Annotated in this window: 28 protein-coding genes; 17 read left to right on the top strand and 11 right to left on the bottom strand. The window is 65.5% G+C overall.

Annotation, left to right across the window (positions count from 1 at the left end; translation table 11 throughout):
- Positions 1–3 precede the first annotated feature (3 nt).
- Positions 4–1503 carry a M28 family peptidase gene (locus AOA14_RS02920; RefSeq protein ID WP_234178544.1) on the top strand — a complete coding sequence of 500 codons (1500 nt, stop codon included), beginning with the start codon at positions 4–6 and terminating at the stop codon, positions 1501–1503.
- 26 nt (positions 1504–1529) lie between these two features.
- Here AOA14_RS02920 and AOA14_RS19580 read toward each other — a convergent pair whose 3' ends face one another.
- Complete coding sequence (locus tag AOA14_RS19580; protein ID WP_003040612.1) at positions 1530–1700, bottom strand: hypothetical protein; 171 nt, start codon at positions 1698–1700, stop codon at positions 1530–1532.
- Entirely contained in the window at positions 1697–3070 is a 1374-nt protein-coding gene (locus AOA14_RS02915; RefSeq protein ID WP_062900691.1) for a class II 3-deoxy-7-phosphoheptulonate synthase, read from the bottom strand. Before AOA14_RS02915 ends, AOA14_RS19580 begins: the two co-directional genes overlap by 4 nt.
- Before the next feature lie 257 nt (positions 3071–3327).
- Between AOA14_RS02915 and AOA14_RS02910 the strand changes: the two genes are divergently transcribed.
- The 4 genes from AOA14_RS02910 to AOA14_RS02895 are packed head-to-tail and all read left to right on the top strand — an operon-like array spanning position 3328 to position 6371.
- Entirely contained in the window at positions 3328–4002 is a 675-nt protein-coding gene (locus AOA14_RS02910) for a cyclic nucleotide-binding domain-containing protein (protein ID WP_062900690.1), read from the top strand.
- Positions 4003–4009: 7 nt separating this feature from the next.
- A complete protein-coding gene (locus AOA14_RS02905; protein ID WP_062900689.1) occupies positions 4010–4360 on the top strand; it encodes an ArsC family reductase in 351 nt (116 codons plus the stop codon).
- Positions 4357–5430: a glycerophosphodiester phosphodiesterase gene (locus AOA14_RS02900; protein WP_062900688.1), complete on the top strand. Its 1074-nt coding sequence runs from the start codon at positions 4357–4359 to the stop codon at positions 5428–5430. The genes AOA14_RS02905 and AOA14_RS02900 overlap by 4 nt, the downstream gene beginning before the upstream one ends.
- Positions 5427–6371, top strand: coding sequence for an aldo/keto reductase (locus AOA14_RS02895; RefSeq protein ID WP_062900687.1), 945 nt, complete (start codon positions 5427–5429; stop codon positions 6369–6371). Before AOA14_RS02900 ends, AOA14_RS02895 begins: the two co-directional genes overlap by 4 nt.
- Before the next feature lie 80 nt (positions 6372–6451).
- Here the strand turns inward: AOA14_RS02895 and AOA14_RS02890 are convergent, their stop codons facing one another.
- Genes AOA14_RS02890 through AOA14_RS02880 form a run of 3 tightly spaced genes read right to left on the bottom strand, consistent with a single transcriptional unit; the run spans position 6452 to position 7580 of the window.
- The gene (locus tag AOA14_RS02890; protein WP_040589196.1) at positions 6452–6673 is read right to left on the bottom strand and encodes a helix-turn-helix transcriptional regulator; all 222 of its coding nucleotides are present in this window, start codon (positions 6671–6673) and stop codon (positions 6452–6454) included.
- Entirely contained in the window at positions 6666–7154 is a 489-nt protein-coding gene (locus tag AOA14_RS02885) for a DUF2178 domain-containing protein (RefSeq protein WP_234178545.1), read from the bottom strand. Before AOA14_RS02885 ends, AOA14_RS02890 begins: the two co-directional genes overlap by 8 nt.
- 3 nt (positions 7155–7157) lie before the next feature.
- Positions 7158–7580: a hypothetical protein gene (locus AOA14_RS02880; RefSeq protein WP_062900686.1), complete on the bottom strand. Its 423-nt coding sequence runs from the start codon at positions 7578–7580 to the stop codon at positions 7158–7160.
- A 127-nt stretch (positions 7581–7707) separates the two neighbouring features.
- Between AOA14_RS02880 and panB the strand changes: the two genes are divergently transcribed.
- The 6 genes from panB to AOA14_RS02850 all read left to right on the top strand — a co-directional run bounded on the left by panB (position 7708) and on the right by AOA14_RS02850 (position 12982).
- Complete coding sequence (panB, locus tag AOA14_RS02875) at positions 7708–8574, top strand: 3-methyl-2-oxobutanoate hydroxymethyltransferase (protein ID WP_003040587.1); 867 nt, start codon at positions 7708–7710, stop codon at positions 8572–8574.
- Between the two features lie 124 nt (positions 8575–8698).
- Positions 8699–9481, top strand: a complete 783-nt coding sequence (locus AOA14_RS02870) for a tetratricopeptide repeat protein (protein WP_062900685.1) — start codon at positions 8699–8701, stop codon at positions 9479–9481.
- A gap of 1 nt (position 9482) precedes the next feature.
- Complete coding sequence (locus AOA14_RS02865) at positions 9483–10817, top strand: outer membrane protein assembly factor BamB family protein (protein ID WP_058813132.1); 1335 nt, start codon at positions 9483–9485, stop codon at positions 10815–10817.
- 44 nt (positions 10818–10861) lie between these two features.
- Positions 10862–12238: a ribosome biogenesis GTPase Der gene (gene der, locus AOA14_RS02860; protein ID WP_003040578.1), complete on the top strand. Its 1377-nt coding sequence runs from the start codon at positions 10862–10864 to the stop codon at positions 12236–12238.
- The gene (locus tag AOA14_RS02855) at positions 12228–12467 is read left to right on the top strand and encodes a sulfurtransferase TusA family protein (RefSeq protein WP_062900684.1); all 240 of its coding nucleotides are present in this window, start codon (positions 12228–12230) and stop codon (positions 12465–12467) included. Before der ends, AOA14_RS02855 begins: the two co-directional genes overlap by 11 nt.
- Positions 12468–12583: 116 nt before the next feature.
- Positions 12584–12982 (top strand): Hpt domain-containing protein, encoded by a 399-nt coding sequence (locus tag AOA14_RS02850; RefSeq protein ID WP_186402590.1) that lies wholly within the window; start codon positions 12584–12586, stop codon positions 12980–12982.
- On the opposite strand, the gene AOA14_RS02845 is transcribed toward AOA14_RS02850, so the two are convergent.
- Positions 12975–14228 (bottom strand): DUF418 domain-containing protein, encoded by a 1254-nt coding sequence (locus tag AOA14_RS02845; RefSeq protein ID WP_062900683.1) that lies wholly within the window; start codon positions 14226–14228, stop codon positions 12975–12977. The two genes, AOA14_RS02850 and AOA14_RS02845, sit on opposite strands and share 8 nt — an antisense overlap.
- 151 nt (positions 14229–14379) lie before the next feature.
- Here AOA14_RS02845 and AOA14_RS02840 point away from each other — a divergent pair, with 151 nt between their 5' ends.
- Positions 14380–15198 (top strand): Coq4 family protein, encoded by an 819-nt coding sequence (locus AOA14_RS02840; RefSeq protein ID WP_062900682.1) that lies wholly within the window; start codon positions 14380–14382, stop codon positions 15196–15198.
- Positions 15199–15215: 17 nt separating this feature from the next.
- On the opposite strand, the gene AOA14_RS02835 is transcribed toward AOA14_RS02840, so the two are convergent.
- The 5 genes from AOA14_RS02835 to AOA14_RS02815 form a co-directional block, all read right to left on the bottom strand.
- Positions 15216–15956, bottom strand: a complete 741-nt coding sequence (locus tag AOA14_RS02835) for a DUF72 domain-containing protein (RefSeq protein WP_062900681.1) — start codon at positions 15954–15956, stop codon at positions 15216–15218.
- Between the two features lie 126 nt (positions 15957–16082).
- Positions 16083–18338, bottom strand: a complete 2256-nt coding sequence (gene purL, locus AOA14_RS02830; protein WP_062900680.1) for a phosphoribosylformylglycinamidine synthase subunit PurL — start codon at positions 18336–18338, stop codon at positions 16083–16085.
- Between the two features lie 83 nt (positions 18339–18421).
- Positions 18422–18718: a hypothetical protein gene (locus AOA14_RS02825; protein WP_062900679.1), complete on the bottom strand. Its 297-nt coding sequence runs from the start codon at positions 18716–18718 to the stop codon at positions 18422–18424.
- A gap of 132 nt (positions 18719–18850) precedes the next feature.
- Entirely contained in the window at positions 18851–19264 is a 414-nt protein-coding gene (locus AOA14_RS02820) for a DUF2177 family protein (RefSeq protein ID WP_062900678.1), read from the bottom strand.
- Positions 19261–19932: a hypothetical protein gene (locus AOA14_RS02815; RefSeq protein ID WP_062900677.1), complete on the bottom strand. Its 672-nt coding sequence runs from the start codon at positions 19930–19932 to the stop codon at positions 19261–19263. The genes AOA14_RS02820 and AOA14_RS02815 overlap by 4 nt, the downstream gene beginning before the upstream one ends.
- 73 nt (positions 19933–20005) lie before the next feature.
- Between AOA14_RS02815 and AOA14_RS02810 the strand changes: the two genes are divergently transcribed.
- The 5 genes from AOA14_RS02810 (at position 20006) to queA (ending at position 23598) form a co-directional block, all read left to right on the top strand.
- Positions 20006–20269: an exodeoxyribonuclease VII small subunit gene (locus AOA14_RS02810; RefSeq protein WP_058813173.1), complete on the top strand. Its 264-nt coding sequence runs from the start codon at positions 20006–20008 to the stop codon at positions 20267–20269.
- 27 nt (positions 20270–20296) lie between these two features.
- The gene (locus AOA14_RS02805; protein ID WP_062900676.1) at positions 20297–21196 is read left to right on the top strand and encodes a polyprenyl synthetase family protein; all 900 of its coding nucleotides are present in this window, start codon (positions 20297–20299) and stop codon (positions 21194–21196) included.
- A complete protein-coding gene (coaD, locus tag AOA14_RS02800) occupies positions 21196–21702 on the top strand; it encodes a pantetheine-phosphate adenylyltransferase (protein ID WP_003040543.1) in 507 nt (168 codons plus the stop codon). The genes AOA14_RS02805 and coaD overlap by 1 nt, the downstream gene beginning before the upstream one ends.
- Positions 21703–21800: 98 nt before the next feature.
- Positions 21801–22547 (top strand): peptidylprolyl isomerase, encoded by a 747-nt coding sequence (locus tag AOA14_RS02795; protein ID WP_062763964.1) that lies wholly within the window; start codon positions 21801–21803, stop codon positions 22545–22547.
- A gap of 25 nt (positions 22548–22572) precedes the next feature.
- Positions 22573–23598, top strand: a complete 1026-nt coding sequence (gene queA / locus AOA14_RS02790; protein WP_062900675.1) for a tRNA preQ1(34) S-adenosylmethionine ribosyltransferase-isomerase QueA — start codon at positions 22573–22575, stop codon at positions 23596–23598.
- Positions 23599–23699 lie beyond the last annotated feature (101 nt).

Here is a 23699-nt window from a genome sequence, read left to right as displayed (position 1 = left end):
TCCATGACATTGTCGCCATTTCGCGCCGCCGTTGCGGCCGCCGCCCTGCTTGCCGTCACGCCCGCCGCCTATGCGAAGGGCAATACGCCCGTCGCCGAAGCCGATCTGGCGCAGCATATCCGCGTTCTTGCGAGCGATGCCTTCGAGGGCCGCGGTCCGGGTGCCGAGGGCGAGGACCGCACCATCGCCTATATTGTCGGCGAATGGGCAAAGGCTGGATTGCAGGCGGTGCCGGGCAGCGACACGCCCTGGCTGCAGCCGGTTCCTTTCGTTGAAACGCAGACGACGGGCGGAAGCGCGCGGTTCAAGGTGACCGGCCAACCCTTCGCGATCGGCGACGAGGGTATCATCGTCACCGGCAGCGAGGCGTCGGTGGCGCTGGCCGATACGCCGCTCGTCTTCGTCGGCTATGGCGTCGATGCGGACGGCCGGGTCAACGCCGATGTAGCGGGCAAGGTCGCGGTCATGCTGTTCGATACGCCGCCCTTCGGCGACAAGCTGCCGCGCTACCGTGAGCGGCGCCAGATGCTCGCCGACGCGGGCGCGGCGGGCGTATTGATCGTCGCGCCGGATTCGATGCCGTGGAACGAGATTCGCGAGAGCCTGGGCGCCAAGAGCGTGCGCATGGGGTCGGCGCCGGCAGGGCCGACGATCAGCGGCTATATCGCTCCGGCGGCGCTCGATGCCATGCTCGCCAAGGCGGGGAAGAACGGCGTGGCGCTGCGCGCAGCAGCCGAGGCGGGCGATTATCGCGGCACGCTGCTGCCGGTGACGGGCGATTTCACTGCGACCGCCGCGGTGCGCAATTTTGCCAGCAACAATATCGTCGCCAAGCTGCCGGGCGCGAAGCCCGACGGCAAGGCAGTGCTGTTCCTCGGCCATTGGGACCATCTCGGCATCTGCCGGCCCGAAGGCGCCGCCGATCGCATCTGCAACGGCGCGGTAGACAATGCGAGCGGGATCGCGGTGCTGATCGAGGTGGCCAAGCGTCTTGCAGGGGGGCCGCGTCCCGACCGCGACATCTATTTCCTCGCGACCACGTCGGAAGAGAAGGGGCTGCTTGGCGCCCGCTGGTTCGCCGACCATCCGGTCGTGCCGCTGTCCGGCATCACTGTCGCGCTCAACATCGACACTATCGCCATTTCGCCGCGCGGCACGCCGGTCGCGACGATCGGACGCGGCAAGCCCGCCTATGACGCGATGGTGCGCAACGTTGCGACGTCACTCGGCCGGACGATCGACAGCGACGGCGAGGCCGATGCCTTCGTCCAGCGGCAGGATGGCTGGGCGCTCGGCGCCAAGGGCGTCACCTCGCTGATGGTCGGCGGCAGTTTTTCGGACATGAAACTGCTCGAGGCGTTTCTCGGCAGCGACTATCATCGTCCGGCCGACGAATTTTCGGACAAGGTGCCGCTCGGCGGCGCCGCCGAGGATGCGGATCTGCACGTCGCGCTGGGCCGCGCCTTCGCCGACACGAAACGCTGGCCGGGAACGGCGGACTAGGTTCAGGCCCCGCCGCCGCGCGCTGGTCAGCGGGTCAGCACGAAATAGGCGACGTAAAACCAGCTGAAGATGCCGTGGATGATCGCCCACAGCACCGATTTGTGCGTGGTGAAGCTGATCGCCATCGCCAGCGCGCTGCCGAAGCCGACCCCGTTGCGGATCACTTCCTTCTGCACGATGATGCGGCGTTCGCTCATGCGGCCTGCTTCGCCCGGTCGGTCATTTCCTGATTGAGCATTTCTGCGAGCAGGAAGGCGAGTTCGAGGCTCTGCCCGGCGTTCAAGCGCGGGTCGCAGTGCGTGTGGTAACGGTCAGCGAGATCCATCTGCGTCACGTCCATCGCGCCGCCGGTGCATTCGGTAACATTCTGGCCGGTCATCTCGATATGGATGCCGCCGCCATGCGTGCCTTCCGCGCGGTGGACCGCGAAGAAGCCGCGCACTTCGGCGAGGATGCGCTCGAACGGACGCGTCTTGTAGCCATTGCCCGTCTTGATGACATTGCCGTGCATCGGATCGCACGACCAGACGACCGGGTGCCCCGACGCCTTCACCGCGCGCACCAGCGCCGGCAGATGCGCTTCGATCTTGTCGTGGCCATAGCGGGTGATCAGCGTTATGCGCCCGGGGACATGCTGGGGATTCAGCGTATCGAGCAGGCGCAGCAGCACGTCGGGGTCGAGGCTGGGGCCGCATTTCATGCCGACCGGATTGCCGATGCCGCGCAGATATTCGATATGCGCCGACCCTTCGAAGCGGGTGCGGTCGCCAACCCATAGCATATGGCCCGACGTGTCGTACCAGCCGCCGGTCAGGCTGTCCTGCCGGGTCAGCGCCTGCTCATAGGGAAGCAGCAGTGCCTCGTGGCTGGTGTAGAAGCTCGTGCCCTTGATCTGCGGCACCGTTTCGGGCGTCACGCCGCACGCTTCCATGAAGGCGAGCGCTTCGGAAATGCGCGCGGCGGTCTCCTGATATTTCTTCGCCCACGGGCTGCGGTCCATGAAATCATGCGTCCAGGCGTTGACCTGATGCAGATTGGCATAGCCGCCGTTCGCAAAGGCGCGCAGCAGGTTGAGCGTCGCCGCCGACTGGTTGTACGCGCGGATCATCCGCTGCGGATCGGGGGCGCGGCCTGCGGCTTCGAAAGCGATGTCGTTGATGATGTCGCCGCGGTAGCTTGGCAGTTCGACGCCGCCCACTTCTTCCATGTCGGCCGAGCGCGGCTTGGCGAACTGGCCCGCCATGCGGCCGACCTTCACGACGGGCATCTTCGACGCGAAGGTCAGCACCACCGCCATCTGCAACAGGACGCGGAAGGTATCGCGGATATTGTTCGGATGGAATTCGGCAAAGCTCTCGGCGCAGTCGCCGCCCTGAAGTAGAAACGCCTTGCCTTCCGCAACGCGGCCCAGCTCGCTGGTCAGCTCGCGCGCCTCGCCGGCAAAGACGAGCGGCGGATATCCGGCAAGCTCACGCTCGGCGGCCGCAAGCGCGGCTTCGTCGGTGTAGGTCGGCAGCTGACGGGCTTCGTGCGAGCGCCAGCTTTGCGGTTGCCATTGGTGCGTCATATGCGGTCTTCTTACGTTTTCTGCGTCAAAATCGATTCGCCGGGTGCCTTGGCGCGATTGCCCCGCCAAAGCAAGCGCGGGCGATAAAATTAGCATGATGGTGGCTTTCGCGCACCTATGCTTTTCTTCATTGCAAAAAACTGTTAGTTTCTTTCGCAAATCAGGACGCTTTTACGGGTCGCGCGTCCGTCTTCGGTAATCGGTAAGATTTGGTCCCTAGCAATCTAAGCACAGGGACCGCTGTAAAACGATTGGCTATGGCGAATTTCGATCCGGCCCTTCTTGGCTATCTGGCCCTGTTCATCCTGCTTGCGGCGAGCTTTGCGGTGCGCATCGAATATGTGCGCGCCGGGCTGGCGCTCGCCGCGCTCGTCGCCCTGCCGCTGGCGCTCGTCGCGGGGCAGGCGCTGGTCGCGGGTCTGCTGCTGCTCGCGATCATCCTCGCCAATATCGCGTTCGGCTGGCGCGACTGGCTGCGCAATCTGAGCATCCGCTTCTCGTCCGAGGAGGAGCAGCTTCGCGCCCGTCATTTCGACCGGTTGAGCGCGACGGCGGCGCGCGGGCTGATCGATCAGGGGCACTGGATTTCGGCGCGGCAGGGCGAGGTGCTGATCCGCGAAAATCAGGCGGCACCCAGCCTTTTCTATCTGAGCCAGGGCGCGGCGTCGGTGCTGCGCGACGGGGTCGAGGTCGGCGCGGTGAGCGACGGCGCGCTGATCGGCGAGGCGACTGTGCTCGACGGCGCGCAGGCGACGGGGACGGTGACGCTATCGACCAACGCCAGGCTGTGGTTCATCCCCGCCGCGGTGCTACGCGACTATCTTGCCGCCAATCCCGACATCGCCGCGGCATTGCACGAAGGCTTTGCCCGGGCGCTGCGCGGAAAATTGGCAAGCGCAAACGCTCGCATTGCCGAGGCGCCGTCGCTATGACGGCGGCATGGCACTGACTCTCTATGGCATTCCGAACTGCGACACGGTGAAGAAGGCGCGGCGCTGGCTCGACGAGCGGGGCGTGGCTTATGCGTTTCACGATTATCGCAAGGACGGGCTCGATCCCGCCTTGCTCGATCGCTGGGTCGATGCGCTCGGCTGGGAAAAGCTCCTCAACAAGAGCGGGACGACCTTCCGCAAGCTGCCCGATGCCGACAAGGCGGGGATCGATGCGGCGAAGGCGAAGGCGCTGATGCTCGATCAGCCGGCGATGATACGGCGCCCGCTCGTCGATGCGGACGGCGCGTATAGTGTGGGATTTTCCGCCGGTGACTGGCAACAGCGCTTTGCGGCATGAAGGCCTGGCGCGCCGCGCTGGCGCTGCTCGCGCTCGCCGGCTGCGGGGCTGAACCGATGGCGGCGCAGCCCACCCTCGACGGAAAGCCCGCGATCGTCATCGCGCATCGCGGGGCGTCGGGCGAACGGCCCGAACATACGCTCGCAAGCTATGAACTCGCGATCGAACAGGGCGCCGATTTCATCGAGCCCGATCTGGTACTGACCAAGGACGGCGTGCTCGTCGCGCGGCATGAGAATCAGATTTCGGAGACGACCGACGTCGCCGACCACCCCGAATTCGCCGCGCGCAAGACGACGAAGCAGATTGACGGCCAGGATGTGACCGGCTGGTTCACCGAGGATTTCACGCTGGCCGAGCTCAAGACGCTGCGTGCGAAGGAGCGGCTGCCACAACTGCGCGCGACTGAATTTGACGGGCGCTACCAGATCCCGACCTTTGCCGAGATCCTCGACCTGCTCGTGCGGGTCAACAAGGGGCGCGAGCATCCGGTCGGCGTCTATCCCGAAACCAAGCATCCGAGCTATTTCGCCAGCATCGGCCTGCCGCACGAAGCGCCGCTGCTCGCCATGCTGGCGCGCTATGGCTATCATGGCCGCAGCGCGCCGGTGTTCATCCAGAGTTTCGAGGTCGGCAATCTGAAAGCGATCCGGGCGAAAAGCGACCTGCCGCTGATCCAGCTCATGGACGGCGAGGGCGGTCCGGCCGACCATGCGCAGCAACGCTACGCCGCGATGGCGACGCCTGCGGGGCTGAAGGCGATTGCCGCCTATGCCGACGGGATCGGACCCAACAAGACAATGATCATCCCGCGGACTGCGCTCGGCACGCTCGGCGATCCGACCCATCTGGTGCGCGATGCCCATGCCGCCGGACTGAAGGTCCATCCGTGGACCTTTCGCCGCGAGAATTATTTCCTGCCGCTTGGCGACAAGAGCGGCATCAACCCCGCCGGCCACGGCGATCTGGCGGACGAGATCCGCACCTATCTGAAGACCGGGATCGACGGCCTGTTCAGCGACAATTCGCGCGAAGCGGTGCCGGTGGTCCATGCAGGAGTATCGCAATGACGCAGCGTCCCCTTGGCCAGAGCGGCCTGTCGGTCCGTCCCTTCGTGCTGGGCGGCAATGTCTTCGGGATGACCGCCGATCGGGCCGCAAGTTTCGCGATCCTCGACCGCTTCGTCGAGCGCGGCGGCGGGATGATCGACACCGCCGATGTCTATTCGGCGTGGGTGCCGGGGCACAAGGGCGGCGAATCCGAAAGCATGATGGGTGCGTGGCTGAAGGATAGCGGCGCGCGCGACCATGTGCTGATCGCCACCAAGGTCGGCATGATGCCCGGCGGGCTGAAGCCCGATCGCATCCGCGAAGCGGTGAAAGGCTCGCTCGATCGGCTCGGCGTCGATACGATCGACCTCTACTTCGCGCACAAGGACGACCCCGATGTGCCGTTGGACGAAGTGCTCGGCGCGTTCGGCGAACTGGTCGATGCGGGGACGGTGCGCGCGATCGGGGCATCCAATTATAGTGCCGAGCGGCTGGCCGAGGCGCTGCGCGTCGCCGACGCCGGGGGCCTGCCGCGTTTCACCGCGATGCAACCCGAACTGAACCTGCTCGACCGCGATCAATATGAAGGCGCGCTGCAACAGCTTTGCATCGCCGAAGGGCTGGGCGTCGTCACCTATTTCAGCCTCGCGTCGGGCTATTTGTCAGGAAAATATCGCAGCGCCGAGGATCTCGGCAAGAGCCCGCGCGGCGCGCGCGCCAAAGCCTATCTGGAGGGCAAGGGGCCGGCGGTGCTCGCCGCAATGGACGCGATCGCTGCCGAAACCGGCGCCACCCTGTCGCAGATCGCGCTCGCCTGGGTCGCCGCGCAGCCGGGCGTCACCGCGCCGATCGCGAGCGCCACCTCGGTCGCGCAACTCGACGAGATCATGGACAGCGAGACGGTCACGCTGACCGACTTGCAATTGGCGGCGCTGAACGAAGCGGGGCGCGGCACCGCATAAGGTTCGCCGCGCACGCGGCCGTTTCGGCCCGGCCGGCCCCCGGGGAGAGACGAGCCGGGCCAGCGCGGCCGCGCATCGGATCAGCCGCTTTCCTCGTCCCACCCGAACACCTGTTCGAGCGGCTTGCCGAAGGTGCGCGCGATACGGAAGGCGACTTCGAGCGAGGGCGAATATTTGCCTTGTTCGATCGCGGCGATCGTCTGGCGGGTCACGCCGACGCGCTCGCCGAGTTCGGCCTGCGTCATTTCTCCCGCGAGGAAGCGCAAGGTGCGGATGTCGTTGGAGAAAGGCAGCCTAGCCATGCCAACCCCGGCGATAGCTGATGAGGACTACCGCGCTGTTCACCAGTTCGGCGAGAACGATTGCGAACAGGCCTGTGTTCGCGAGCGGCACGCCCTGCTCCACAAAGGGCAGATAGACGCCAACGACCATCATCCCCGCCAGCAGGACATAATAGGCGATCGTGGCGCCGCGACGGCGGATCGCGCGGTCGCGCTCATCAGCACGGACCCGCTCCGACTTCGGCGCCCGCGCGGACAGGATGATGGTGCCGACGATGACGATGGCCGCGTGCGCCAAGGCGATCGAGCCGAACAGCCACAGCATGGGGAAAATTTCGCGCCCGGCCGGATGCCCAGCGATGATGAGTCCGAAATAGAGACTATAGGCGGCAAGCATGGCCAAGACGTTCAGCCACGCCGACTTTTCGCGGAAATTCATGGACAAGTCTCCGGTACCTGCGCCGGCAAGCTGCAGCGTCGTTTCAAGGGTCGCGCGGGGCATGGGTCAATAGCCCCGGCGATAGAGGTAAAGCTGGACGCCGATCCGCGTCAGTTCGGCGAGGACGACCGTCGCAAGCAGCAGGTTGAGCTGCACCGCCGGCCCCGCGTTCCAGAACAGGGCGAAGATGCTGACCCACACGCCGACGACGAGCGGATAATAGGCATAATGGGTGCCGCGATAATGGATCGAACGGTCGCGCTCGTCTTCCTTGAGGTTGGCCTCGGCCGGGGTGCGGATCGCCATCCAGGCCGATGCGATCGTCATCGCGATGATGATCGCGACGGTGACCGGCAGCAGCATCCCCGCACTCGCCCAAAGGCCCGCCGGGCTCGCTGCGATCCCCCACGGATAGGCAAGAAAATACCAGCCGAAGGCGGCGATCATCGTGACCAGCGTCACCCAGTGAATTTTTTCGCGGAACGACATTTGGCGTCTCCATGTTCATAATATGCGACTCTATGTAAATAATTTTTGACATGGCGTCAATCTTTGCGGACATCGCTCCGCTTTGCGGCCTTTCGCAGCGCAGCATAAGCCGCTAAACCCGCGCCCCATGTCCACGCTCCCAAAAACGCTCACCCTCGACACCTCCACCAGCCGCGCCAATCCGACGCCGCAGCCGATGAAGCGCCTGACGGTGCCGCGCATTCGCCAGCGCAAGGGCGGCGGCGAGCCTTTGGTGATGCTGACCGCCTATACGGTGCGGCAGGCGCAGCTGCTCGACCCGCATTGCGACATGCTGCTTGTCGGCGATTCGCTGGCGCAGGTGATCTATGGCCTCCCGCATACTGTCGCGGTGACGATGGAGATGATGGCGTTGCACGGCGCCGCGGTGGTGCGCGGCAGCTATCATGCCGCGGTGATCGTCGACATGCCCTTCGGCAGCTATGAGGCGAGCCCCGAACAGGCCTTCGCCAATGCCTCACGCCTGCTCAAGGAAACCGGCGCGGCGGCGGTGAAGGTCGAGGGCGGCAAGGTGCTCGCCCCGACGATCGAATTTCTGACCCAGCGCGGAATTCCGGTGATGGGGCATGTCGGGCTGACGCCGCAGGCAGTAAACATCCTCGGCGGCTATGGCGTGCGCGGCAAAAGCGACGAGGAAGCGCGCACGATCGTCGAGGATGCGGTCGCTGTCGCGCAGGCCGGTGCCTTTTCGATCGTTATCGAAGGCGTGCTCGAATCGATCGCGATCGAGATTACCGGCAAGGTTGCCTGTCCGACGATCGGTATCGGTGCCTCGGCGCAATGCGACGGGCAGGTGCTCGTCACCGACGACATGCTCGGCATGTTCGAACGCGTCCCCAAATTCGTGAAGCGGTACCAGGATATGGCGGGTGTGATCGACGGCGCAGTGAAGGAATATGCCCAGCAGGTCAGGTCCCGTTCATTCCCGACCGACGATCAAATCTACAAGGGTTGATGGCGCCCCGGACGGGTGCCTGCAGGGGTCAAGTGAATCGCTTGGCCTTTTTCGGCATGACCGCTAAGGAACGGCCGGCGAACCCGAAGCGGGCATCGCTCGCGAACGAGTTATGGAGGATTGATTGGCCCTGAGCCCGACGAACAATGCGGCCTTCCTGCAGGAAGTCGACGAGGCCGTCCGCAAGGATCAGCTCAGCTCCATCATGCAGCGCTACGGCCGCTGGATCGTCGGCGCGGCGATCGCGGCGCTGCTGGCGTTCGGCGGCTATCTCTATTGGGAGCACCGTCAGACGGTGGCGCGCGGCGAAAAGGCCGAACAGCTGCTGGCTGCTTTCGACAAGGCTGCGGCGCAGCCGACGGCGGCGACCGCCGATCTCAAGACGCTGGCAGGCGAAGGCAATGCCGCCTATCGCGCCGCCGCGCTGATCGAACAGTCGAACATGAAGGCGAAGGACGGAGACCTGAAAGCCGCCGCCGCGCTGCTCGCGCAGGTCGCGGGCGACGCCAAGCTCGACCAGTCGATGCGCGATATGGCGCTGGTTCGCCAGACCGCGCTCGAATTCGATACGATGAAGCCTGAGGCGGTAATCGCGCGGATGAAGCCGCTCGTCGATGCGACCGACCCGGTATCGAGCTGGTTCGGCAGCGCGGCCGAGCTGACGGCCGCGGCTTATTATCACCTCGGCCAATATGACAAGGCCGGCGCGCTCTATGCGCGTATCGCCAAGGCGCCCGCCACCTTCAAATCGCTGCAGTCGCGGACGGTGCAGATGGCGGGGATGCTCGGCGTCGATGCGGTCGAGGATCGCGCGGCGGAAAGCGCCGCCAAGGACACGACAAAGGACCAGCAAGGCGGTGCCGCCCCGGGCGCAGCGGCCGCCGCCAAGAGTGAGGAAGCCAAATAAGATGCGGAAACGCCAATATGTGATTTGCGCCATGATGCTCGCGCTGCCGCTTGCGGGCTGCGGCGCGTTCAAGGGCAAGGGCGGCCCGCGCACCCCGACGGTCGGCGAGCGCGTTTCGATTCTGTCGAACGACAACAGCATCAAGGTCGATCCGACAACCGCCGAGATTGCGGTGGTGTTGCCCGATCCGGTGCTCAACGCCGATTGGGCACAATCGGGCGGCAATGCGTCCAAGTCGATGGGGCATCCAGCGCTCGGCGCCGCGCGTACCAAGGCGTGGGAAGCGTCGATCGCGGGCAGCACCAAGAAACAGCGGCTCGCCGCGGCCCCGGTAATTTCGAACAACCGGCTGTTCGCCGTCGATACCGATGCCGTCGTGTCGGCCTTCGCCGCCGATACCGGCGCGAAGCTGTGGAGCGTGTCGATCGGCAGCACGGGCAAGGATTTCGAAAACTCGCTGTTCGGCGGCGGCGCGTCGGTCGACGGCAATGTCGTCTATGCGACGAGCGGCGTCGGCGACGTCGCCGCGCTGAACGCCGAGGATGGCAAGCTGTTGTGGAAGGTCAAACCCGCGGGGCCGCTGCGCGGCGCGCCGACGGTTGCCTTCGGCGGCGTCTATGTGATCACGCAGGACAACCAGATTTTCGCGCTCAATGCCGGCGACGGCGCGGTGCAGTGGCAGGCCACCGCGTCGCTCGAGCCCGGCAGCGTGTTCGGCGCGGCATCGCCCGCGGCCGGGCAGGGAACGATCGTCGCCGGCTTTTCGTCGGGTGAGGTTCAGGCCTATCGTTACGAAAACGGCCGCGACCTGTGGGAAGACGCGCTCGCGCGCACCTCGATGGCGCTGTCGGTTTCGACGCTGACCGACGTCGATGCCGACCCGGTGATCGACCGCGGCCGCGTTTTCGCGCTCGGCCAGGGCGGCCGTATGGCGAGCTATGACCTGCTCACCGGGCAGCGCATCTGGGAAATCTCGATCGCCGGTATCTCGACGCCCTATGTCGTCGGCGAGTGGGTCTATGCGATGACCGACGACGGCAAGCTGCTGTGCGTCGCGCGCGGTTCGGGCAAGGTCCGCTGGATCCAGCAGCTCGCGCGCTATCGCGTCGAAACCGAAAAGAAGAAAAAAGATCCGATCCGCTGGACCGGCCCGATTCTGGCCGGCGGACGCCTGATCGCGGTGAACAGCGAGGGACAGCTCGTCGAATTTTCGCCGACCGACGGTTCGACGCTCGCGACCACCGAGTTCAAGTCGCCCTTGTCGCAGCCACCCGTGGTTGCGAACAACCGGCTCTATATCCTGGCGGACGACGGCACGATCACCGCCTGGCAATAACAGGGCGCGGCCGGGTTGGCCCGCCGCGAAGATAGGATAGACGCATGGCGCGATCCGCGACGATCGCCATTGTCGGCCGACCCAATGTCGGCAAATCGACGCTGTTCAACCGGCTGGTCGGCAAGCGCTTGGCGCTGGTCGACGACCAGCCAGGCGTGACGCGCGACCGGCGCGAGGGCGATGGCAAGCTGCTCGGCCTGGAATTTCTGATCGTCGATACCGCGGGGTTCGAGGATCAAGACGCGGCCACGCTGCCTGGCCGGATGCGCGTGCAAACCGAAAAGGCGGTGCGCGAAGCCGATGCGGCGCTGTTCATGATCGACGCGCGCGCGGGCGTGACCCCGCTTGACGAAGAAATTGCGCGCTGGCTGCGCAGCGAAGACACGCCGATCATCCTGTGCGCCAACAAGGCCGAAGGCAAGCAGGGCGAGGCGGGGCTGATGGAGGCCTATTCGCTCGGCTTCGAATCGCCGATTGCGCTCAGTGCCGAACATGGCGAGGGACTGGTCGATCTGTTCGACGCGCTGCGCCCGATCGTCGAACCCTTCATGGACGCCGACGAAGAGGCGGTCGGCGAAGATGCGGACGAGGATGCGCCGCTCGGCCCGCTCAAGCTCGCGATCGTCGGGCGGCCCAATGCGGGCAAATCGACGCTCATCAACCGGATGATCGGTGAAGACCGACTGATTACCGGACCCGAGGCCGGGATCACGCGCGATTCTATCCGCGTCGACTGGCAATGGGAAAAGGATGGCGAGGTCCATCCGATCCAGCTTTTCGACACCGCGGGGATGCGCAAGCGGGCGAAGGTTCAGGACAAGCTGGAAAAGCTGTCGGTAGCCGACGCGCTGCACGCGGTCGATTTCGCCGAGGTCGTCGTGCTGCTTCTTGACGCCACAAAGGGGCTGGAGGCGCAGGATCTGCGCATCGCCGACCGCGTGCTGGAGGAAGGGCGTGCGCTGATCATCGCGCTCAACAAATGGGACGTCGCCGAAGACCCGTCGTCGCTGTTCAACGGCGTCCGTGCGGCGCTCGACGACGGGCTCAGCCAGATCAAGGGCGTGCCGCTGCTCAGCATTTCGGGCGCAACGGGGAAGGGGATCGACACGCTGGTCCGCGTCGCCTTTGAACAGCGCGCGATCTGGACCAACCGTGTCTCGACCGCGAAGCTCAACCGCTGGTTCGAACGCGCGGTAGACGCCAATCCGCCGCCGGCGCCGGGCGGCAAGCGGATCAAGCTGCGCTACATGACGCAGGCGCGTACGCGTCCGCCGACCTTCATCATCTTCGGAAGCCGGACCGATTCCCTGCCCGCAAGCTACCAGCGCTATCTGGTCAACGGGATGCGCAAGGAACTGGGGTTCCAAGGCGTGCCGATCCGCATCAATTTCCGCAACACGCGCAACCCCTATGACGAATGACGCTGCGGGCACTTCGGCGGCGCTGACCGTCGATGCGCGCGGCATGCGCTGCCCCTGGCCGGCGTTGCGGCTCGCCCGCGCGATGCGCGCCGCCCAGGATGTCGTGCTGATCGCCGACGACCCCAACGCCGCGCGCGAAGTTGCGGCACTTGCCGCCGAACAGGGCTGGCGGATCGATGACGCCGGGTCGATGAGCGACGCCGCGCGTTGGCGCGTCCGGCGCGACTGACCCGTTTCGGGGCGATTCGGCGGTGTCCGCTTTGCGCGCGTAACCTCTTTTTTACCGACTTCGGTGCATGTGCAGGACGGGACCACGGACCAGACTGAACACCGAGGGACGGAAAATTGGACGAGATCCTGGTCGATTGGAGTGAATTTCGCGCGACTCGCACCCAGTTGGGGGCGGCATTCGTGCGGATTCTGGGCTATTTTCGCGAGGACGGCATCAAGTCGGTCGCCGCGATCGAAGAGGCGATGCGCGCGCGCAGCGCCGGCGGCCTCGTCATGCCTGCCCATACGCTCAAGAGCGAGGCGCGCCAGTTCGGCGCCGAACGGCTCGGCGCGCTGGCCGAAGATATCGAAATGTTCGCGCGCCACTGCGTCGAGGCGCAGGTCAGCCCGGAAGAATATCTGCCGCGCGTCGTCGAACTGCGCCCGCTGTTCGAGGAAACGCTGACCGCGCTCGAACGCGAAGCGAACCCGCTCGTCCAGCGCCGCCCGACTTTCGGCCGCGCCGTCAGCTAAGCGCTGGACCTTCGGCCAGCGCACGCCGCATCGGTTGTCGCTGCCAGCGCGACAGGCTGCGCCAAAGCCATTCGAGCGGGCCATATTCGAAACGCTCAAGCCAGGGCTTCGACCACAGCAGCATCGCCGCCCACATGGCGAAGCAGAAGAGGTAGAGCGCCGCGCGCGGCACGCTGTCGAACAGCGCCAGCCCATAGCCGTAGAAGATCGTCGTCATCACCACCGACGTCGCGAGATAGTTGGTGAAGGCCATGCGTCCGGTGGCCGCAAGCCGGGCGCGCAGCGCAGGCGATGCCGCGGTCCTGATGAGCAGCACGATGAGCGCGGCCCAGCCGACCGTCATCACGAAATCGAACGGGGTCGACCAGACGAGTGCCGCACCGAACACCGTGACGGTACCGAAACCCGTGGCTGCGCTATGCCAGGCCAGCAGCGCGAGCGGCGGCGCGGATAACAGGAAGGCCGCGATCGCCCATTTGCGATAGCGCGCGGCGACCCATTCGCCCGTCAGCATCCGCGCCCTGAACAGCGCCATGCCGATCAGCATCAGCGCCATGCTTTCCCAAAGGAACAGCATCACCTGTGTCAGCGGTTCGAGCGCACCCGCGCCGAACCGCATCCCCGCGATCGCGCCGTAGCTTCCCAGATAATGGGCGACATCCCTGGCATAGTCGGGCGAGTCCGGACCCATCATCGCGTTGAATTGCGCCATCTGTTCCCGCGCCTCGGCGGCCGCAGTGCCGGGCAATTGCCCCGCTTCGAGCAGCGTCATCGACAGCCACATCGATCCCATCAGCGCCATCGCGACCAGCAGGAAGCCCGCCGCCCACCAAAGCAGCGCGCGCACCGACAGACCGCGGAACAGGAAGAGCAGCAGGCCGCAGACGGCATAAAGCGACAATATGTCGCCGAACCAGATGAAATAGAAATGCGCGAGGCCAAAGAGGCCGAGCCACAGCATCCGCGCATAATGCGTCGCCGCCGCGCTGCGGCCCGCCGCCTCGGCGCGCTCGATCACCAGCAGCGTGCTCGCCCCGAAGAGCATCGAGAACAGGCCGCGCATCTTCGAATCGACGAAGACGAAATTGAACGCCCATGCGGCAAGGTCCGCCCCGCCCGGCGCGCCGCCCGCGGCGGGGTTGAAATAGGCGCTCATCGGCATCGCAAAGGCGACGATGTTCATTGCCAATATGCCCATCACCGCAACGCCGCGAATCGCGTCGAGGCTTTCGTACCGGTCGGTCATGCTTCGTCCCCCAACACGTCTATCGCCGAGGCCGACGGCCGCGTCCAGCGGCTTGTCCGGCCCGCACATACCGGCCATTCACGATATATTGACATTTGTGTCAGTAGTGACTAGATCGAGACTTCACGGCCCCAACCGCAAGAGATACGCTATGACCGCTATCCCGCTGATCCACCCCGACCGCACCGACACCGGCTTTCGCCCGCTGAAGGCGCTGCACCATTTCCGCAAGCTGATCGCCGACAAGGAGGACACCGAACAGGTGTTTCACATTCTCGACGCGCTGCGCGACAATCGGTTCAAACGGTCGGTCGCGCGTTTCTTTGCGACCGCGGAAGGTCAGAAGGTCCTAGCCGATCGCCCCTATCTGCCGGCGATGCTCGACGATCATGACGCGCTGCGCAAATTGCCCGAAGGCAGCGTCGGTCGCGTCTATGTCGATTTCATGGAACGCGAAGGGCTGACCGCGCAGGGACTTGTCGATGAATCGATGAAGTTCCGCCGCACCAAGCCGCGCTTCGACGATATGGTGGAGCTTTATGGCGACCGGCTGCGCGACACGCACGACCTCTTCCACATCCTGACCGGCTATGGCCGCGACGCGCTGGGCGAACAATGCGTGCTTGCCTTCTCGTACAGCCAGACGCCAAGCTGGGGAACACTGTTCATCGCCTGGGCGGGCGCGCGCGAGATCCGCAAGGGTTTCGGCAGCCGCTACCCGATCTACGGTGCGGTCCGCGAAGGCCAGCGTATCGGCCGCGTCGCACAGCAGATCGCCTTTCAGAATATCGAGGCGCTGCTGGCCGAACCGATCGACGCGGCGCGCCAGCGTCTGGGGATCGCCGAGCCGAAAATCTACAAGCAGGTCCACGCGATGATGCGCGCCGATGGGGTCGATCCCTATGACCTGCTCGGTACCAAAGAGGCCGCCGAAGCGGCGACGCAGCCCGAACTCGCGCAGGCGGCCTGAACGCCGCTTGCTCTTGCTCAGCCGCCCAATCGGGCGATCAGGGCCTGCGCCGCTGCAGGATTGCGCACCTTGGCGCCCGCGATAAAGAAGACATAAGCGTCGCGCTCGCCGGTCGCCCAAGCCTTCGCGCGCGCCTCCCAATGGTCGAGCGCCGCTTCGTCGTAGCCCGTCGCGACATCGTCGCGGCTGCGCTGCAGCCGCGCATAGCTGAAGTCCGCCGTCGCCTCGTCGATGCACGGGAATTCGTCGCTGTCGGCGAAGACGATCGCCATGTTGCGCTCGCGCGCCAGGTCGACGAAGGCGGCGTCGCGAAAGCTCTCGTGCCGCACCTCGAGTGCGTGGCGCAGCGGTAGCCCGTCCTGGCTTTCGGGCAGCAGGTCGAGGAAGCGCGCGAAATCATCGCGATCGAAGGTCTTGGTCGCCATGAACTGCCACAATATCGGCCCGAGCCTGTCGCCAAGGCGCGTCAGTCCCTGCGTCAGAAATTTCTCGACCGACGCCGCGCCATCGGCGAGCTGCTTGCGATTGGTGCAGAAGCGTGACGCCTTGACGCTGAATTTGAACCCGTCGGGGACCGCGGCCGCCCAATTGGCGAAGCTTTCGGGCTTCTGGCTGCCATAATAGGTGCCGTTGATTTCGATCGCGGTCAGATGCTGCCCGGCATAGTCGAGCTCGCGCTTTTGCGGATGTTTCGGCGGATAGAAGGTGCCCCGCCACGGTTCGTAGGTCCAGCCGCCGATGCCGATGTGGATGGTCATGAGTCGGTCACCTCCGCGCAAAATGGAGCGTCGTCATTGCGAGGAGCGAAGCGACGCGGCAATCCCCAGCCATCGTCTCGCACGACCGGTCGCCGGAGATTGCTTCGCTACGCTCGCAATGACGACCTAGGCAAGCGCTGCGTCAGCCCCCATCAGCGCCGGGAAAAAGCCCTCATGCGCCTCGCGTAGCTCGGCGAGCGTCACCGAAAAATCGCTCTCGGGCAGTTCGAAGACGATGCGGTCCTTGATCGTCCGACCAAGCGGATCGACCGGCACGTCGGCGCGGTTCGCAGCGTCGAGGAAGTCGGCGAGGCAGGTGTCGCAGACGGTGACGAGATAGAGGCCCTGATCCTCGCCGAAAAAGCTTTCGGCAATACCGAAGGGCTGTTCCTCGCTGACGAGCACGCCAATGCCTGATTTCAGGGCCATTTCGGCGAGTGCAACCGCGACGCCGCCGTCCGACACATCGTGGCAGGCGGTGATCCAGCCGGCGTTGATTGCGTGGCGGATGAAATCGCCGGTGCGCTTTTCGGCGCGCAGGTCGACCGGCGGCGGCGGGCCTTCCTCGCGACCGAGGATTTCGCGTAGCCAGACCGACTGGCCGAGGTGGCCGGCGCGCTCGCCGACCGCGAGCACGATATCGCCGGTGCGCTTGAAGCCGATGCCGACGGCCTTCGACAGATCGTCGATCACGCCGACGCCGCCGATCGCGGGGGTGGGCAGGATCGCGCTGCCGCCGCCGGTCGCCTTGCTCTCGTTATAGAGGCTGACATTGCCCGAGACGATCGGATAGTCGAGCGCGCGGCACGCCTGGCCCATGCCGTCGAGGCACCCGGTGATTTGCCCCATGATCTCGGGGCGCTGCGGATTGGCGAAGTTGAGGCAGTTGGTGATCGCGAGCGGGGTCGCGCCGACCGCGCTGATGTTGCGCCAGGTTTCGGCGACCGCCTGCTTGCCGCCCTCGACCGGGTCGGCATAGCAATAGCGCGGGGTGCAGTCGGTGCTCATCGCGAGCGCGCGGCCCGTGCCGTGGATGCGGACGAGCGCTGCGTCGCCGCCGATCTGCACCGTGTCGCCGCCGACCTGGCTGTCATATTGTTCGTAGATCCAGCGGCGGCTTGCGATGTCGGGCGATCCCATGAGCGTCTTGAGGTCGGCCGCGACATCGGCGGTTTCGGGGACGTCGGTCAGGTCGGGCTGCTTCGGCGTCGGAACGTGCGGCCGGTCATAGAGCGGCGCATCGTCGGCGAGCGGGGCGAGCGGGATGTCGCAGACGATCTCGCCATGATGTTCCAGCACCATGCGCCCCGTATCGGTGACGGTGCCGATAACCGCGAAGTCGAGTTCCCATTTCTCGAAGATCGCCTTCGCAAACTCTTCCTTGCCGGGCTTCAGGACCATCAGCATGCGTTCCTGGCTCTCGGACAGCATCATTTCATAGGCGGTCATGCCGGTTTCGCGCTGCGGCACATCGTCCATCTTGAGGTGGAGGCCGACGCCGCCCTTCGACGCCATTTCGACCGACGAGGAGGTGAGTCCCGCAGCGCCCATGTCCTGGATCGCGACGATCGCGTCCGACGCCATCAGCTCGAGGCATGCCTCGATCAGCAGCTTCTCCGTAAAGGGATCGCCGACCTGCACCGTGGGGCGCTTCTCCTCGGCATCCTCGCCGAAGTCGGCCGACGCCATCGTTGCGCCGTGGATGCCGTCGCGGCCGGTTTTCGATCCGACATAGACGATCGGATTGCCCACGCCGCTGGCGGCCGAATAGAAGATCTTGTCCTGCTCTGCGACGCCGACGGTCATCGCGTTGACCAGGATGTTGCCGTCATAGGCTTTGTGGAAATTGACCTCGCCGCCGACGGTCGGAACGCCAACGCAATTGCCGTAGCCGCCGATGCCGTGGACGACGCCCGAGATGAGATGCTTCATCTTCGGATGGTCGGGGCGGCCGAAGCGCAGCGCGTTGAGGTTCGCGACCGGACGCGCACCCATCGTGAAGACGTCGCGCAGGATGCCGCCGACCCCGGTCGCCGCGCCCTGATAGGGTTCGATGTACGAGGGGTGGTTGTGGCTCTCCATCTTGAAGATCGCCGCGAGCTTCGTGCCGTCGGGACCTTCGCCGATGTCGATGACGCCGGCATTTTCGCCGGGGCCGCAGATCACCCACGGCGCCTCGGTCGGCAGTTTCTTGAGGTGGAGGCGCGAGCTTTTGTAGCTGCAATGCTCGGACCACATGACCGAAAAGATGCCGAGTTCGACAAGGTTCGGTTCGCGCCCCAGCGCGGCGAGGACGCGCTCATATTCTTCCGGAGACAGGCCATGGTCGGCGACGATCTCGGGGGTGATGACGGAGGCGGGCGCGCTTGCTGTCTGAGTCATGGCGCGCCTTTAGCGATGTACGCGCGAAACGAACAGACCCCACGATGCTTTTCGCACCATGGGGTCCGGGTCGGAGAGGTGTCTCAGCGCGCGGCGAGCGTCACTGCCGCTTTCCCGAGCGGTTCGACGTCGCGCAGCGAGAAATTGACCTGCTGGGTGCCGACGGTGCCGCGCACGCGGTGAGTGCCGACGCGCAGCTTGAACGGCTTGCCGCTCTTCTCCTCGATCCCGCTGATGATGCGATAGCCGTCGGTTTCGGTCACCGAATAGGCATATACATGGCCGGCATGTTCGAAACGCTGCTGCGCCGGTTCGGCAGCCGCGACAAAGGCGGGCGCCAGCACGGCGGCGGCGAACGCGGGAAATAGGATAATTTTCATCGTGCAAGTCCTTGTCTTGATGAACAAAACTTGCCTTTAAGCCCCTCTTTATTGTGCGCCGCAGCATGACGGCGCGCGCACGGCGCAGCAATTGCAAAAAACTTTATCGGGATTGCAAAAGGAGGCTGCGTTTCAGGTGGTGCGCGGCGCGACGGTCAGCACGATCCAGGCCGCCGCGCCGGCGGCGAGGCCGGTCGCGACGCTGCCCCAGGCGATGTCGAGCAGCGTCACCTTGGTCGACCAGATCTTCATCGTGGCATGATTGGTGAGGTCGTAGGTCATGTAGCAGAAGAAGCCGAACAGCGCCCCCCATTGCGCCGCGACCTGCCAACGCCCGGCCTCGATCGCGGGGGCGACCGCGAAAATCTGGATGCCCAGCATATAGAGGGCGTAGAAGATCAGCGCGGGCGCGGGCCGCCATCCGTCCATAAGCAACGTACCGATTTCGGGGCGGTAGACCGCGGGCACCATCGTGCGGAGCCACAAGGCGTCGAGCAGGCCGAAAAGGATCGCGGTGGCGACATAGCCGATCGCGTAATGGATCATGTCGAGGCCTCCTCCTGCGCCATCACGACAGCGCGGTTCGCGCCCGCCCACGCCGCGACGAGCGCAAGGACGATATAGGCGGCGAGCATCGTCAGCGGGATTTCGATCGAATAGTCGGGCGCCTTGGCGCCGAACCAGTCGACCGCCTGGACCGCCGCGAGCAAGCCGCCGAGGATCCACAATCGCCGGTTGCCGGTCGGCGCGCTGGTCCGGCGTGCATAATAGATCATCGCTGCGGCGGTCAGTCCGATCTCGAGCGGCATTTCGGCGAGCGGATAATTCCACAGCCCGAACCCGAGTTTCGGCGGCGCGCCATAGAGGGTGAGGTCGGGGATATGGACGATCAGGTCGGCGAACCAGTGCGAAACGACGACCAGTGCCGTCAGCAACGCCGCCTCCCGCCGCCGGGTAATCGCCCCGACCAGCGCGCCGAACGCCGCACCCCACAGCAGCGCGCCGAGCAGGCTGTGCGTGTAGGGCATGTGATAGAGGTCCATCGGGTTCATCGCCGTGATGCCGGGAACGACGCGCATCGCCTCGCCCCCCGGGATCAGCAGCGCGGCGAAGCCGATATCGACGAGTTGCGCCGCCACGAACAGCGTTCCGAGCCCCGGGGCCCTGGGCCGGGTGGCGGCGACGAGCGCCGGGGCGAAATGGCCGACGAACATGACGGCGATGCTATCGACGAAAAGGGCGACGTCAAGCTTGACCGCAGCGCCCTTCGCGGGCCAAAGCTGGGGGATGACGGATACCCCCGATACCGCCGCTGCCGCCGATATTGCGGCGCTGTCCTTCGAAGCCGCGATGGGCGAACTCGAAACCATCGTCCGCCGCCTCGAAAGCGGTGATGTCAGCCTCGAGGAATCGGTGGCGCTGTACGAACGCGGCCATGCCCTGCGCGCGCACTGCGAAGCGCGGCTTGCCGCGGCGCAGGCGCGCATCGAGCAGGTCGGGCTCGGCGCCGACGGACAGCCCGCCGGAACCAAGCCTTTCGGCGAAGGCTGAGGCGCGGTGGCACTGGCCGAGGGGGCAATGCAGAATTCTTCCGATCTTCTCCGCAATGCGCTGGTCGAAGTGGCGGCGGGCATCGACGCGCTGTTCGATCGCCTGCTGGCGGTCCCGCAAGACCCGCGCGCGCGCCTCTATGAAGCGATGCGCCATGCTGCGATCGGCGGCGGCAAGCGGCTGCGCCCGCTGCTGGTCTGCGCGGCGGCGGACCTGTTCCATGTCGACCGTCAGCTCAGCCTGCGCGTCGGCGCCGCGGTCGAGGCGATGCATGTCTATTCGCTGATCCACGATGACCTGCCGTGCATGGACGATGACGATCTGCGGCGCGGCAAGCCGACCGTGCACAAGGCGTTCGACGATGCGACCGCGGTGCTGGCGGGCGATTCGCTGCATGCGCTCGCCTTCGAATGGCTGATCGATCCGGCGACGCATGCCGATCCTTTCGTGCGCAGCGAGCTTGTTCGCGAACTCGCACTGGCCGCCGGACCGGCGGGCATGGCGGGCGGGCAGATGATGGACCTGATGGCCGAAACGTCGAATTTCGACCTGCCGACGGTGACACGGCTGCAACAGCTCAAAACCGGCGCCCTCATCGGCTTTTCGGTCGAGGCGGGGGCTATCCTCGCGCGTATTCCGGCCGAAGGGCGGCGCCCGCTGCGCGGCTATGCGCGCGACATCGGCCTCGCGTTCCAGATCGCCGACGACATCATGGACGTCGAGGGCGACGAGGCGCTGGCCGGCAAGGCGCTGCACAAGGACGCGGATGCGGGCAAGGCGACCTTCGTCACGCTGATGGGGATCGACCGCGCGCGCGAACAGGCCGGGCTGCTCGTCGATCAGGCAATTGCGCATCTGGCCGGTTTCGGCGAAGAGGCGGCGCTGCTGCGCGCGATCGCGCGCTTTGTGGTGGAAAGGGACCGTTGATGCGCATTGGGGTTTATCCCGGAACCTTCGACCCGATCACGCTCGGCCATATGGACATCATCCGCCGCGGCGCCAAGCTGGTCGATCGGCTGGTAATCGGGGTGACGACCAATATCACCAAATCGCCGATGTTCGACGACGAGGAACGGCTGGCAATGGTCCGCCGCGAGGTAGAAGGGATCGATGGCGACATTCGCGTCGTCGGCTTCAATTCGCTGCTGATGGACTTTGCCGAGCGCGAGGGGGCGACGGTGATCGTCCGCGGGCTGCGCGCCGTCGCCGATTTCGAATATGAATATCAGATGGCGGGGATGAACCAGCAGCTCAACAACCGCGTCGAAACCGTGTTTTTGATGGCCGACGTCAGCCTGCAGCCGATCGCGTCGCGGCTGGTCAAGGAAATCGCGATCTTCGGCGGCGACATCCACAAATTCGTTACCCCCGCCGTTCGCGATGCCGTCGTCGCGCGGATATCCGAACGCGGACTTCGCCAGGGCGAGGGCTGATCCCGTCGCCGGCAATCCGATCATTGAGCGTTCAGCTTTTTCCCGCTAGGTCGCGCCAACGGGGCGCGAAGCAGTTTTTGATAGAGGCCTGACCCAGCATGAAGATGATTATCCGACCCATGGTCCTGACGGCGCTTGCGTTCGGGCTCGCGCTTCCCGCCATGGCGCAGGAGGCCCCGGCGACGACGGACCCCGTGGCGGCCGCCGCACCCGCAACCGAAGCGGCGCCGGCAACCGATACCGCGACCGAAGCCGCGCCGACGATCAAGCCCGAGCAATATCTGGGCAATCCCGAATATATGCTCAACCTCGACCTTTCGACCGGCGGCCGCGTCGTGGTGCAGCTTTATCCCGATGTCGCGCCGCATCACGTCGAACGCGTCAAGCAGCTTGCGCGGGCCGGCTTTTACGACGGGGTGAAGTTTCACCGCGTGATCGACGGCTTTATGGCGCAGACGGGCGATCCGACCGCGACCGGGCAGGGTGGATCGGAGCTTCCCGACCTCAAGGCCGAGTTCAACGATACGCCGCATCTGCGCGGTACCGTGTCGATGGCGCGTGCGCAGAGCCCCGACAGCGCGAACAGCCAGTTCTTCATCATGCTGCAGCCGCGCTTCAGCCTCGACCATAATTACACCGCCTTCGGCCGCGTCGTGTCGGGCATGCAATTCGTCGATGCCGTGCACAAGGGCGAGCCGCCGGCGGTGATGTCCCGCATGGTCCAGGTGTCGGTGGCCGCCGACAACAAGCCGATGCCGCCGGCATCGATGCTGACCGAGGATCAGCCGGCAAAGCCCGCCACGGATATCACGGCCGATCAGCTCAACGCGCCGATCCAGCGCTGACCTTGCCGCACGCGCGATCCTGATAATGCGCGTCGACGCCTTCGATTTCGATCTGCCCCCCGAGCGCATCGCGCTCCGTCCGGCGCGTCCGCGCGATGCGGCACGCATGCTCGTCGTGGCGGGCGGTGCGATGACCGATGCCGGGGTGCGCGACCTGCCGCTATGGCTGCGGCCGGGCGACTGTCTGGTCTTCAACGATACCCGCGTCATTCCCGCCCAGCTCGAAGGGCGTCGCGGCGATGCGCGCATCGGCGCCACGCTCCACAAGCGGATCGACCTGCGCCGCTGGCAGGCGTTCGTCCGCAACGCCAAGCGGCTGCGCATCGGCGAGACGGTCGATTTCGGCGCAGGCGTCGGCGCACTCGCCGAGGACCGGCTGGCCGACGGCAGCTTCATCCTCTTCTTCCCGGGCGAAGAGCCGGTCGAGCTGCTGCTCGAACGCGCGGGCACGATGCCGCTGCCGCCCTATATTGCGGGCAAGCGCGCCACGGACGATGCCGACCGCAGCGATTATCAGACGATGTTCGCGCAAAAGGACGGCGCCGTCGCCGCGCCGACCGCGGCCTTGCACTTCACGCCCGATCTGCTCGCGGCGCTCGGCGCGGCGGGGATCGAGAGCGAGACGCTGACGCTGCACGTCGGCGCGGGCACCTTTCTGCCGGTCAAGGCCGACGATACCGAAGATCATGTCATGCACGCCGAATGGGGGGTGATCGATTCCGCGACCGCCGAGCGGCTGAACGCGGTGCGCGCCCGCGGCAACCGGGTCATAGCGGTCGGCACCACCAGCCTGCGCCTGCTCGAAAGCGCGGCGGGCGAGGAGGGGGTAATCCGGCCCTTCGAAGGCGATACGGCGATCTTCATCACCCCCGGCTACCGCTTCCGCGCCATCGACGGACTGATGACGAACTTCCACCTGCCGCGATCGACCTTGTTCATGTTGGTCAGTGCGCTGATGGGATTGGAGACGATGCAGGCGGCCTATGCGCATGCGATTGCCGGTGGATACCGGTTCTACAGCTACGGCGATTCGAGCTTGCTCCTACCCTGAACGGGACAATTTTCCGCGGCCGGGAAGCGGATATTTACATTATGGCAAGGCATTGGCCCCAAATATCTCCGCTAGTGGGGACCAGCACGAGTGTCGTTGTA

The organism is Sphingopyxis terrae subsp. terrae NBRC 15098, from assembly GCF_001610975.1.
In the GTDB taxonomy this organism is placed as follows: Bacteria; Pseudomonadota; Alphaproteobacteria; order Sphingomonadales; family Sphingomonadaceae; genus Sphingopyxis; species Sphingopyxis terrae_A.
Note: the sequence above shows the minus strand (reverse complement) of the source record. Positions and strands in the feature narration are given on the sequence as shown.